Origin of the sequence: Maribellus maritimus, from assembly GCF_022267315.1 — a bacterium.
Classification (GTDB): domain Bacteria; phylum Bacteroidota; class Bacteroidia; order Bacteroidales; family Prolixibacteraceae; genus Draconibacterium; species Draconibacterium maritimum.
This window is the reverse complement of sequence record NZ_JAIKLE010000041.1, coordinates 21,293-34,105: the sequence shown is the minus strand read 5'-3', so window position 1 is coordinate 34,105 and position 12,813 is coordinate 21,293. Positions and strand designations below refer to the sequence as shown.

11 protein-coding genes are annotated in these 12,813 nt (G+C 38.7%); 9 read left to right on the top strand and 2 right to left on the bottom strand.

Going from position 1 to position 12,813, the window contains the following annotated elements; genetic code table 11:
- Nucleotides 1-95: 95 nt before the first annotated feature.
- Nucleotides 96-1,472 (bottom strand): TrpB-like pyridoxal phosphate-dependent enzyme, encoded by a 1,377-nt coding sequence (locus K5G00_RS24595; protein WP_238769166.1) that lies wholly within the window; start codon nt 1,470-1,472, stop codon nt 96-98.
- Nucleotides 1,473-1,750: 278 nt separating this feature from the next.
- Between K5G00_RS24595 and ybaK the strand changes: the two genes are divergently transcribed.
- From ybaK to K5G00_RS24570, 5 genes are all read left to right on the top strand, one after another.
- Nucleotides 1,751-2,218, top strand: a complete 468-nt coding sequence (gene ybaK, locus K5G00_RS24590; protein WP_238769165.1) for a Cys-tRNA(Pro) deacylase — start codon at nt 1,751-1,753, stop codon at nt 2,216-2,218.
- 130 nt (nt 2,219-2,348) lie between these two features.
- The gene (trpS, locus tag K5G00_RS24585) at nt 2,349-3,350 is read left to right on the top strand and encodes a tryptophan--tRNA ligase (RefSeq protein WP_238769164.1); all 1,002 of its coding nucleotides are present in this window, start codon (nt 2,349-2,351) and stop codon (nt 3,348-3,350) included.
- 132 nt (nt 3,351-3,482) lie between these two features.
- Nucleotides 3,483-3,836: a potassium channel family protein gene (locus tag K5G00_RS24580; protein WP_238769163.1), complete on the top strand. Its 354-nt coding sequence runs from the start codon at nt 3,483-3,485 to the stop codon at nt 3,834-3,836.
- 358 nt (nt 3,837-4,194) lie between these two features.
- Nucleotides 4,195-4,374, top strand: a complete 180-nt coding sequence (locus tag K5G00_RS24575; RefSeq protein ID WP_238769162.1) for a hypothetical protein — start codon at nt 4,195-4,197, stop codon at nt 4,372-4,374.
- A gap of 232 nt (nt 4,375-4,606) precedes the next feature.
- The gene (locus tag K5G00_RS24570) at nt 4,607-6,691 is read left to right on the top strand and encodes a tetratricopeptide repeat-containing sensor histidine kinase (RefSeq protein ID WP_238769161.1); all 2,085 of its coding nucleotides are present in this window, start codon (nt 4,607-4,609) and stop codon (nt 6,689-6,691) included.
- A 37-nt stretch (nt 6,692-6,728) separates the two neighbouring features.
- Here K5G00_RS24570 and K5G00_RS24565 read toward each other — a convergent pair whose 3' ends face one another.
- On the bottom strand, nt 6,729-7,745 hold the full coding sequence (locus tag K5G00_RS24565; RefSeq protein WP_238769160.1) for a LacI family DNA-binding transcriptional regulator: 1,017 nt from the start codon (nt 7,743-7,745) through the stop codon (nt 6,729-6,731).
- 257 nt (nt 7,746-8,002) lie between these two features.
- Here K5G00_RS24565 and K5G00_RS24560 point away from each other — a divergent pair, with 257 nt between their 5' ends.
- From K5G00_RS24560 to rbsK, 4 genes are read left to right on the top strand one after another with little or no spacing between them, the layout of a single operon-like run.
- On the top strand, nt 8,003-9,817 hold the full coding sequence (locus tag K5G00_RS24560; RefSeq protein WP_238769159.1) for an arylsulfatase: 1,815 nt from the start codon (nt 8,003-8,005) through the stop codon (nt 9,815-9,817).
- Nucleotides 9,818-9,843: 26 nt separating this feature from the next.
- Entirely contained in the window at nt 9,844-10,836 is a 993-nt protein-coding gene (locus K5G00_RS24555; protein ID WP_238769158.1) for a nucleoside hydrolase, read from the top strand.
- Nucleotides 10,833-11,861: a nucleoside hydrolase gene (locus K5G00_RS24550; protein WP_238769157.1), complete on the top strand. Its 1,029-nt coding sequence runs from the start codon at nt 10,833-10,835 to the stop codon at nt 11,859-11,861. The genes K5G00_RS24555 and K5G00_RS24550 overlap by 4 nt, the downstream gene beginning before the upstream one ends.
- A 27-nt stretch (nt 11,862-11,888) precedes the next feature.
- Complete coding sequence (rbsK, locus tag K5G00_RS24545) at nt 11,889-12,800, top strand: ribokinase (protein WP_238769156.1); 912 nt, start codon at nt 11,889-11,891, stop codon at nt 12,798-12,800.
- The last annotated feature ends 13 nt before the right edge of the window (nt 12,801-12,813 follow it).

Below are 12,813 nucleotides of genomic sequence, written 5' to 3'. Positions count from 1 at the left end.
TTTAAACTTAAATCTTTAGCATATAATTTCCGATCTAAACCAAAAAAACCGGAACATTTGCATGCTCCGGTTCATAATCCACTATTTCTATGATCTTATTTTGGTAACGGATAACCTTCCAGTTTTTTCAGGTTTTCGGCAATTTCCGATTCCGGATATTCATAATCGTGCAATTCGCCTGCCTGGTATTTGTTGTAACCAACCAGGTCCATTAAACCATGGCCGCTGAAATTGAAAAGGATGGTTTTTTCTTTTCCTTCTTCTTTGGCTTTTTTTGCTTCCCGAATGGTTGCTGCAATGGCGTGTGTAGTTTCCGGAGCAGGAATTATTCCTTCAGTTTTTGCAAATAACAAACCTGCCTCAAAACATTCGCTTTGATGAACGGCAATCGCATCCATTAAACCATCGCGAAGTGCGGCGCTAACAAGTGGAGCCATACCATGGTAACGTAATCCACCGGCGTGAATAGGAGCAGGAATAAAGTTGTGTCCGAGGCTGTTCATAGCAAGAAGCGGAGTCATCTGAGCTACGTCGCCATTATCGTAAATAAACGGTGCTTTGGTTAGTGTTGGGCAGCTAAATGGTTCTGCTCCGATAACCTGAATATTAGCGCCGTTAATTTTGTCGTAAATAAACGGGAATGAAAGTCCTGCAAAGTTACTTCCGCCACCACAGCATCCGATAACAACATCCGGATTTTGTATACCCACTTTTGCCAACTGTTTTTTGGCTTCCAGTCCAATTACAGTTTGGTGTAACATTACGTGATTTAATACTGATCCCAACGAATACCGTGTTTCTCCTTTTGGATCAGAAACCGCAGCTTCAACAGCTTCCGAGATAGCAATACCCAAACTTCCCGGAGTATCGGGAAATTGAGCCAGGATATCGCGTCCGGCCTTCGTTTCTGTACTCGGACTTGCGATACATTTTCCTCCCCAGGTTTCCATCATCATTTTACGGAACGGTTTCTGGTCGAAACTAACCCGCACCATAAATACTTTACATTCAATTCCACCAATCTGAGCACAGGCGTAAGAAAGAGCTGACCCCCATTGTCCGGCTCCGGTTTCGGTAGTCAGTTTTTTTATTCCGAATTGTTTGTTGTACCATGCCTGTGCAACGGCAGTATTTGGTTTGTGGCTGCCGGCTGGCGAAACACCTTCATTTTTGTAATATATTTTTGCCGGAGTTCCGAGAGCTTCCTCCAGTTCGTAGGCACGAATAAGCGGACTTGGTCTCCATTGTATCAAAATATCTCTGATTCCGTCCGGAATATCAATCCAGCGTTCCTGGCTAACCTCCTGTTCAATCAAATTCATTGGGAAAACAGGTGCCAGCATTTCCGGTCCAACCGGATTTCCATCCGGTCCGAGTGGCGGATTTAAAGGTGTTGGCAGATCGGGTGCCAGGTTGTACCATTGTTTTGGGAATTCCGACTCTTCAAGAAAAATTTTCTTTTGTCTGGTCATGATTTTATAGTTTTAAATTCATATTTAATCAAAAAAGGGATTTGCTGTAAACACAACAAATCCCTTTTCCCGGCCTTTACCGCAAATTCATATTGTTATCTCGCGCTTCCATTTTAACGTTGCGCCAGTTCCATTCTTTTCCGTATAAAGGCATTTTGAACATATTCGATTTTTGAATAGCATGTAAAACTAATTATTTTTTCTTAAAAAACGGACAGGGGTTTAAACTTGTATAAGCTACATTATTTTCTAAATTTTGTAGATGAAGATTTTTTACAATGAAAAAAACAAATGCAGCCCGTTTGCTCGACAAAGCGAAAATAAGGTACGACCTTGTGGAATATACAGTTGACGAAGCTGATTTAAGTGCTGTTCATGTTGCTGAATCTTTGGGACAAAATATCGACCAGGTTTTTAAGACCCTTGTTTTGAGGGGGAAATCAACCGGGATTTTTGTTGCAATTATTCCCGGAGGTGCAGAGGTAAACCTAAAAAAAGCAGCAAAGGTATCGGGAAACAAGAGTGCAGAAATGGTACTTATGAAAGAACTGCTTCAACTTACAGGCTATATTCGCGGAGCATGTTCGCCCGTTGGAATGAAAAAGCACTACCCGGTTTATATTCATAAAACCTGTATGGATTTTGAATTTATTTTTGTGAGTGCGGGAATTCGCGGACAGCAACTGAAAGTCAATCCCGATGATCTGATTTCCTACATTCGCGCAATAGTTTGCGATTTAATTTAATACGGGGGTCACCGGAAAAAGAGCTTTACCTGGTTTTAAGTATTAATTTTTACAATCACAACCCTTTTATTTTTTTACTTTTCTGCTGAATGTATATTTTTGCAGCTACTTAAAAATCAGATTTTTTAAAATGAACAAACCGACAGTTTTAAGCGGAATACGTCCAACAGGGTATTTGCATCTCGGAAATTACTTTGGTGCCGTGCGCAATTTTATTCGCATGCAGGATGATTTTGATTGTTTTTTCTTTATCGCTGATATACACTCATTAACAACACATCCAACGCCTGGTGATCTTCAGTCGGGGGTAAAACAGGTTTTAGCTGAATATCTGGCTTGTGGAATTGATCCTGAAAAAGCAACCATTTTTATTCAAAGCGATGTTCCGGAAGTAGCCGAGTTGTATACTTTTCTGAATATGAATGCCTACCTGGGTGAATTGGAGCGGACTACTTCGTTTAAAGATAAAGCCCGCAAACAACCCGATAATGTTAACGCAGGTTTGCTTACTTATCCGGTTTTAATGGCTGCCGATATTATTATTCATAAAGCACAGTTTGTTCCGGTTGGAAAAGACCAGGAGCAAAACCTGGAAATGGCCCGGAAATTTGCCAAACGTTTTAACCGGATGTATAAAAAAGAGGTGTTCCCGATTCCGCGTCCTTATACTTTTGATGGGAAAGACATGATAAAAGTTCCCGGATTGGACGGAAGCGGGAAGATGGGAAAGTCGGAAGGGAATGCGATTAATTTGTATGAAGATCCAAAATCAATTCGCAAAAAAGTAATGCGTGCAGTAACCGATTCCGGCCCAACAGAAATGAATCAGGAAAAACCTGAATCTGTGCAGAACCTGTTTACGCTGATGGAAATTGTTTCAACACCGGATACCCTTGCGCATTTTGATGAATTGTATAACAAATGCGAAATTCGTTACGGTGATATGAAAAAACAGCTTGCAGAGGATATTATTTCCTACACAGCTCCCATTCGCGAACGGATTATTGAAATTCTGGATGATAACGAGTATTTGGCAAAAGTTGCTAAATTAGGAGCTGATAAAGCAAGGGAATCAGCTTCACGTACATTAAGAGAAGTAAAAGAAGTAATAGGCTTTAAAAGATTATTTTGATTATATCTATTCCCCAATAGATCTGGCCGGGCTGTTGCCCGGCTTTTTTCGTTTGTAGTATATTGTTGGGGAGTTTGTCTGTTCCGAAAGCTGAAGAAATAGTTTTATATTGTAAGCCGAAAAAACTCAGCAATGTATCCATTAAAATTATTCTTCGATTTTTTGAGAGATAAGACTTATCGTCCGCTCGTAATTTCAACGTTTTCCATTCTTCTTTCCGGAATGTTGGTTTACCATTTTGTTGAAGGATGGCGGTGGATTGATGCGCTCTATTTTTCAGTGGTAACCTTGGCAACAGTTGGTTATGGCGATTTTTCTCCGGCTACTGATTTTGGTAAAATTTTTACCATTTTTTATCTCCTTACCGGAATTGGCATTCTTTTCGGTTTTGCCGATGCTTTTTATCGCCACCGGATTGCGAAATATGAGGAGGCAAAGGAACGGGTACGCAACGATAAAAAGAAGCGAAATCGCATAAAAGAATAAGTTCTTTTTATCTTTGGAACAGATCTAAATCCAATTTTTATAAAACCAAATACACCGAAGAAAATTTATTGCTTCGTCTGTAGCTATTTCTGCAGCTACTATTTTAAAACCATCTACCGTTTTCGGAACCCTTGCAAATTCTGCCGTTCGACTCGGAATTATAGGATGTGGAAGTCGGGGAAGAGCAGTTATTTCCGACATGGTAAAACACACCGGCGGCAAATTATTTCAATGGCTGATTTGTTCGATTATCAACTGGAAAAAGCAAAGTCAAGGTTCGATAAATTAAACACCGACTCCGGAACAACTTGATGCAGAGGTTTTTACTTCTTCTTTACAAGATTCAACACCAAATAAAGTGAAGAATCTTATTCATAGTATTGAAACAGGAAACTATATAAATGAAGCAGATTCGGGAGCAATGTCAACACTTTCAGCAATTTTAGGGATACGCAGCGCAACTTCTAAAGAAGGAATATTTTGGGATGAGATGATTTATTCCGGACAAAAATACGACCCAAAAATGAACTTAGGTTAGTTTTGTAGGTGCTTATACAAAGCTTAGGTTTCTTTAAATGTCATATTTTATGTTTTGTTTCACAGATATCTAAAGGAGCATTGATAAACGGACAAAGGATTATCTCTTTTCCCTTCGAAATAAACTTTTGATTGTTTTATTTGAACCTGATTAATAGCAGAGTTTTTGTAAATATATGAGGACTGGGCGTAATAAAATTGGTTATATTTGACCCCTCTGAACCCTTTTGCTTATGGAAACAAAGATGTACCATCTTCCCTTCTCAGTTTTTTTTTGTTTGTTAATTCCAGCTTCTTTGTTGGCGCAGGATTTATCTGCAATTGATTCTCTGAAAAAACTCAATAGAGAAGAAACAGACAAGAAAAAAATTGTAAGTAACCTCGGTCATATCGCCGGAAAGTTTTCGCATAATAATCCCGACAGTGCGCTGTTTTATATTGATAGTGCGTTAAATCTCTCGCAGGAAATCGACTATAAAAAGGGACAGGCACAGAGCTGTTTGATGCAAAGTTATTATTACGATGTTTTAGGAAATACGGAACAGTCGATAAGTAGTTTGGAACAGGCAAAGCGGGTCCTCATCGAGATAGGAGATTCTGTTCATCTTTCAGGGTGTTATAATAATTTGGGCGTTTATTATTCTTATGGAGACAATCAGAAAAAAAGCCTCGAATATTTTATAAAAGCCATTGAAGTTGGTGAAGCAGTCCGAGATTCTTTCACTTTGGGAGAAGCATACAGTAACGTTGCCGGATTTTACGCTGATTTAAAAGAATATAGTTCGGCTTTAAAATACTATAAAAAAGGCTTTGAAATTGATTTGTATTATAAAGACAATAATAAAATTGCCGTAAGTCATACCGATATTGGCTACATTAACGTAAAACTTCGGCGATTCGACGACGCTTTGGAGCATTTGTTAAAGGCTCGCGAACTAATGCCGGAAATAGAAGATCCTTATTATAAAACAATGGTATATCTTCGGTTAGCTATCTATTATAACGAAGCAGGTGACTTAAGCAAAGCCTTCGAAAATATTCAGAAAGCAAAGGATATTTGCGCGAAATACGATTATCTGATATTAAAAGCTGACATCCTTTCTGTGGAAGCTGAAGTTCTTTTAAAAGAAAAGAAGTACAAACAAAGTCTTTCTGTTATTGATAGTGCCATTGTGCAATATTCTGAAATGGGATCTTCTTTTTATCTAAACGAATTATATAAAAATAAGGCGAAAGTTTTGTCCGGACTCGGATTACATGATAAAGCATATCAATTTCTTTTAATGGCTGATAAACAAGACGAATTATCCAATAAAGATGTATTGGCTCAGATACTTGGAAATTTTGAAAAGGAGCAAACACTAAAAGAAGAAAGGGAGCGATTTAAACTTGAACAGAACCTTCGAATTCAGCAAGATGAAAATACGTTAATGAAAATTCGTTCGCGGTTGTATTTTACTATCTTTTTGTCCTGTTTCCTGGCGGTGATACTGATTGTGGCACTTTGTTTTTATTTTGTTAAAAGAAAGCACAATAAATTGCTGAAATCGAATTATGATGTAATCAATCGTCAAAAAGAATTACTTGAAAAAGGTTATGCCGATCTGGAAAAAAGTGAGGCCAGACTAACTGAATTGAATGCAACGAAAGATAAGTTTTTTTCAATTATTGGACATGATTTAAAAAATCCATTTAATACAATGATCGGCATTTCTGAACTTTTAATAGAAAATCCAGATATAGATACGCAGGATTATGAAGAATTAATGCAGGGTTTGCTGGAAACAGCTAAGTCTGGACATGATTTGCTGGTGAATTTGCTTGAGTGGTCGCGCTCGCAAATTGGTACCTTAAAAATGAATTCTAAAGAGTTTGAAATTGGTGAAATTATAAAATCAACAGTTTTGTTTTTTTCGGAAACGCTTAAAGCAAAAGACATTAAGATATATGCACCGACTGAAAATAGCTATTCAGTTTATGCTGATTACAACATGGTTAATTTTATTATTCGGAATATTGTAAACAATGCGATTAAATTTTCTCATAAGGGAAGTCAAATTGAATTTTCGATAATAGAGAGTGAGAACGAGCTGAAGATTTGTATTAAAGATTATGGAATTGGCATGAGCCAGGATACCTTGGAAAAATTATTTAAGATTGAACATAGCGTGCAAAGAAATGGCACAAACAATGAAAAAGGAACGGGTCTCGGACTTATTCTTTGTAAAGAATTTGTTGAAAAAAATAAGGGTACAATATCGGTTGAAAGTACCGTGGGCGAAGGTAGCCTGTTTTGTTTCAGCCTTCCTGTGAAGTAATATAAATTAGTTTTCGAAGGAACAGAAACGATTTGCTCTAATTAATTCTTTTTATTGAGTCCCTCATTTTAATCGTTGGTCTTAAAAGAACCTGGCTGGTTTTTACTTCCTGCTTATTAATTTTTGAGATTAAAAACTTAACAGCGATTTTGCTTATATCGCTTACCGGCTGGGCAATGCAAGAAAGCGGAGTAACCAGGTAATCAAGATAGGGATGATCATCAAAGGTTATTAACGAAATGTCGTCGGGCACTTTGATATTTTCTTCTTTCAGGGCTTTCATACAGCCCATGGCGATGGTATTGCTCAGGGTAAATACTGCAGTTGGGCGTTCTTTTTGTTGCAGCAAAAGTTTTGTTTCCAGGTATCCGTTTTGAAAAGTAAAATCATCTCCGACGATACTTTCACTTTCCAGGCCTGCCTTTTTCATCGTATCTCTGAAACCTTTAATTCTGAGTTTATTTGGTGTAGAATGTTGAACGCCCTGTATACAGGTTATTCGCGAGTGGCCGTTTTCAATCAGTTGCTTTGTGGCCATGGATGCCCCTGTATAATTGTCAGTGGAAACAAAAGGAATATCCAGGTTCTCAAAATACCTGTCGATACATACCACGGGCAATCCCTGCTCCTGAAGCGACTTGATATGTTCCCATTCATTTCCACAGGGAACGATAATTAATCCCTCTATATTTCTGGCAATTAATTGCTGCAGTTCCATTTTTTCTGTTTCCGGGTTTTCGTCGCTGTCGCTTATAATGGTTGTATAGTTCGATTTACGTAATTCAGTGTTTATTTCACTCGCAATTCCGGCAAAAAAAGGATTATTTAACGACGGAATAATTAAAGCCATTGTTCCGCTTTTGCCAGTTCTGAGGTTAGCGGCAAACTGATTAGGTGTGTAATGCAATTCTTTTGCTACCTCTTTAATTTTTTGCTGAGATTTTTTGCTAATCCGGTACTGTTCTGCCTTTCCGTTTAATACTCTCGACACTGTAGTGGTGGACAAGCCCGTTTTCTCCGCTATATCTGTTATGCTAATTTTTTGTTTTACCATACAAAATGTACAATCGTTTATTCAAAGATGCATAATAATTCTGTAGTTTTAATATGCATAAGAAGATCGGATTTTGTGATAATTTGTACGTATTTGATTTATAGTATTTTGTGCTTATTTGTAAGTTGAAGCTTTGGATTAAATTATAGGCCTCATAAAAAAATATGCGCAAACGATTGTTCAAATTGCTTTGTTTTTTTATGTTTGTAGTGAATATACTGTCCTAAATCAAATTAACAAGTGGAATTCAGTTCATTATGAAGTGTCTAATCTTTATCAGTCTGATTTTTGTTTTTTTCTCTGGATGGGCACAAAGTCAACGTCCCAATGTTGTAATTGTTTTAACCGACGATCAAGGCTATGGAGAATTTTCGTGCAATGGAAATCCTTTGGTTCACACCCCAAATATCGACAGGCTGGCTAAAGAAGGATTTCGTTTTACCGATTTTCATGTAGCCCCGATGTGCACTCCAACCCGCGGGGAATTATTAACCGGGCTCGACGCATTTCGAAATGGTGCTGTAAATGTAAGTAGCGGACGCACATTGCTAAGAGCCGACTTGCCAACCATGGCCAATGTTTTTAAAAAGGCGGGTTATGCCACTGCTGTATTTGGCAAATGGCATTTGGGAGATAACTATCCGTATCGTCCGCAGGACAGGGGGTTTGATGAAACGCTGTGGTTTCCCTCTTCTCATATAAACAGTGTACCCGACTTTTGGGACAACGATTACTTTGACGACATATATATGCATAATGGAAACAGAAAAGAATACAAGGGCTATTGTACCGATGTTTTTTTTGATGAGGCAATAAAGTGGATGTCGGAAAAGATTGACGAAAAGATTTCATATTTTACTTATCTTCCGTTAAACGCTTCTCATTCTCCACATTATGTTCCGGATAAGTACCGTGAATCAATAAAAAGATCGATTAAAGAACATCCGGAAATTGTTAAACATCTTTCAGAATCGAAAAAGAAGGAGCTCGTTAGTTTTTTGGCAATGGGAAATAACATTGATGAAAATATCGGAAAACTTTACGAGTTTCTGACTGAAAACAATCAGCTTGAAAAAACGATAATTGTGTTTTTGACCGACAATGGCAGTACATTTGGAGCAGATTATTACAACGCGGGCATGAAAGGCCGAAAAACACAACTTTGGGAAGGTGGACATCGTGTGCCACTTTTTATCCGAACTCCTTCAAAAATCTGTAAAAGCCCGAAAGCGATTGAAGAATTATGCCAGGTTCAGGATTTGTTGCCTACTTTGGCGGCCATGTCCGGGATTAAAGAAATTCCCAAAAATCTTGACGGGATGAATCTTTTTCCTTTAATGAATGAAGCAAAAGAGAATTTGGAGGATCGAATGCTGGTGATCAATTACAGCCGGATGCCAAATTTTAAGGTAAAATATACGACTAAAAATCCTGCAATTCCGCAACGAGATGGTGCCGGTGTTCTCTGGAAGAGTTGGCGTTTGATAGAAAATCGCGAATTGTACAATATTGCTACAGATCCACATCAAGACAAAGATGTTGCGTTGGAATATCCCGAAATTGTGCAGAAAATGAGAAATCACCTGAACAATTGGTGGGATGCTGTTAAAGATGAGGTTGCTGTAGTGCAACGCGTGGTTATCGGCAACGAACAGGAAAACCCTGCATTACTTACCGCCTGCGAGTGGTTGGATGTTTTTGTAGATCAGCAGAAGCAAATTCGGTGGGGTGTAAAAAAGAATGGCGTTTGGCATGTTGCGGTACACCAGCCGGGAGAGTACCGGTTTGAATTAAGACGCTGGCCACGGGAATCGGAAACAGCTTTGCAGGACGGCCTTCCTTTGAAAAAAGTAACAGATGGTTGGCTTGAAAAAGGAGTTCAATTGTCCGTTCGTTCAGCGAAGATCAGAATCGGGAACCGGGAGAAATCAAAAAAGATTGCCAGTTCTGATAAAGAAGTAACATTTACAATGAATTTAAATCAAGGCGATATAAGTATCCAAACCTGGTTTTTCGACAAAAATAATAATGAAATTTGCGGCGCATATTTTCTCTACGTAAAAAGAATCTGATATAAACCAATTAAAAAGAAATGAAAATGAAAAAGATGTTCTTTCTGTTGTTTTTAATATTTCCAATTTTATTTGCTAACGGACAGGGGTTTCCTGTGTTAAAGGAAACTTTCCGTTTGCAACAATTAACTCCGCCCACCGGGAAAGTAAAAATGATTTTGGATACCGATACTTACAACGAGGTGGATGACCAATTTGCTTTGGCGTATGCCTATTTATCAAAAGAAAAAATAGATCTTCAGGCTGTTTATGCAGCTCCATTTCACAATGGCCGCTCTAACGGGCCGGGAGATGGAATGGAAAAGAGCTACCAGGAAATACTTCGTTTGTTAAAGTTTATGGGGAAATCGCCTGAAGGTTTTGCTTTTCGTGGCTCAGACAACTATTTGCAGGATGTAAATAAACCAATTAGAAGCGATGCCGCACTTGATTTGGTAAAAAAGGCAATGGCGAGTTCTCCCGACGATCCTTTATACGTGGTACCGGTTGGTTGTATAACAAATATTGCGTCGGCGATATTGATAGAACCCAAAATTATTAAAAACATTGTAGTTGTGTGGCTGGGGGGAAACGGATTGAACTGGCCGCATCAAAAGGAATTCAATCTGAAACAGGATGTATTGGCTGCACAGGTGGTTTTAAACTCAGGAGTACCATTTGTAATTATGCCATGCCGGCCTGTGGTTTCGCATTTTCATACAACAATTCCTGAATTGAAATATTACCTTGAAGGGAAGAACGAACTTTCGGATTATTTGTACAACATTGTAGTTGAATACAGTCACGGGAAAGAAGCATGGTCAAAAGTGATCTGGGATGTTACTGCAGTAGCATGGCTGGTTAATTCATCATGGATTTCAACCAACCTGGTACATAGTCCTGTTTTAACAGACCAGGTAACATACAGCGTTGATCGTGGAAGGCATTTTATCCGTATGGCGAATGAATTAAACCGCGATGCTATTTTTAGGGATCTGTTCACAAAAATATCATCAAAAGATCTGATTCAAAAAAGATGAGCTACACAAAAACCAGTGCAAGTTTTATCCTCTCTTTTTTTATTGCTGCTATTTTAATTCAGGGATGTAATTCAAAAGAAAAGAGCTTAAAACAGGCGGAAAATAAATTTCAGAAACCACACATAATTTTTGATACTGATATTGGTGGCGATTACGATGATGTTGGCGCCCTGGCAATGATACATGCCCTGGCCGATAATGATGAAATAGAAATACTGGCAACCATAGCTTCAAATCTAAGTCCGTTAGTAGTTCCAAGTATCGATGTCATAAATACTTATTTTGGGCGTCCAAATCTTCCGGTCGGAGCACCAAAAACTGAAGGTGTAGCGCAGGATTGCGGAGAGCTGCATTGGTCCGATTCTTTATCGGCAAATTACCCGCACCGGTATCAAAAAACTTCTGATGCCCTTGATGCCGTTGGTGTTTACCGTAAAATACTGGCCGAACAGCCTGACACAAGTGTAACAGTAGTGACCGTCGGTTTTTTAACCAACCTGAAAAATTTGTTGTTGTCTGGCCCCGACTCGTTTTCACCCTTAAACGGAAAAGACTTGGTGGCGAAGAAAGTAAAATTGTGGGTGGCAATGGCCGGCAAATTTCCGGAAGGAAAGGAATACAATGTAATGAAAGATTCAGCCTCATCGGTATATGTAATTGAAAACTGGCCGGGTAAAGTAGTGTTTAGCGGATTTGAAATAGGTGTTGAGGTTCTCACAGGATTAAGACTCGTTAAAGATGGAGCACCGGACAGTCCTGTAAGGAAAGTGTATGCCATTAGTATTCCCAAAAGAGAATACGACAAAAATGGAAGAAGAAGTTGGGATCAGACAGCCGTTTTGGTAGCAGCGCGTGGAATTAACCCTTATTTTGATGTGCAAAAAGGAAAGTTTATCGCACATGCCGATGGTAGCAACAGTTGGGTGGATGATCCAAATGGAAGACATGAGTATTTATTGGAAAAAATGCCATCCGACTCTCTTGCTTATCAAATTGAAACGCTGATGATGCATACACCAAATTGATTTTTAAACAGTTAAAAGTTTATTTAAATGAATAAAATCCTTGTTGTCGGGAGTTCCAACACCGACATGGTAATCAAGACCTCAAAATTTCCCGCACCTGGTGAAACCATTCTTGGCGGCGATTTTTTTATGAATGCCGGGGGAAAAGGAGCCAATCAGGCTGTGGCGGCAAAACGGCTTGGTGGAAACGTATCTTTTCTTGGGAAAATAGGGGATGATATATTTGGAAAACAGGCGCTTCAAAATTTAAAAGATGATGGAATCGATGTTGAACCGGTTCGTATTAACAAAGATAAACCCAGCGGAATTGCATTAATTACTATCGATGCAAAAGGTGAAAATTCAATTGTTGTTGCACCAGGCGCCAACGAAACCTTATTGCCTGAAGATATCGACGAGAAAATTAATGAAATTGAATCTTCAGATTTTATTCTGCTTCAACTCGAAATCCCTCTTTCTACAGTAAACTATATTACCGAAATTGCTTCAGGAAAAGGGAAAAAAGTAGTACTTAACCCTGCGCCGGCTGATAAATTGTTGGATGCTTTATTAGCTGATCTTTATATGCTCATTCCAAATGAAACGGAAGCTGAGTTGTTGACAGGGATTTGTGTAAAAGATGTAAAAACTGCTGAACAGGCAGCGCAGTATTTAAAAAACAAAGGAGTACAAATCGTAATCATAACCATGGGTTCAAAAGGTGCTTTTGTTTTGAGTGACGAGTTTAAAGGAATGATTGAAGCACTCGAAGTTGCTGCAGTTGATACCACATCAGCCGGAGATACCTTTTGCGGTGCTTTGGTTGCAAAATTGAGCAACGGAACCAATTTAAAACAAGCCATTGAGTTTGCTACCACTGCTGCAGCTATTTGTGTAACAAGAATGGGGGCGCAAATGTCGATACCTCATGAAAAAGAGGTGAGTGAATTTTTTAACTAAATCAAAAATAACA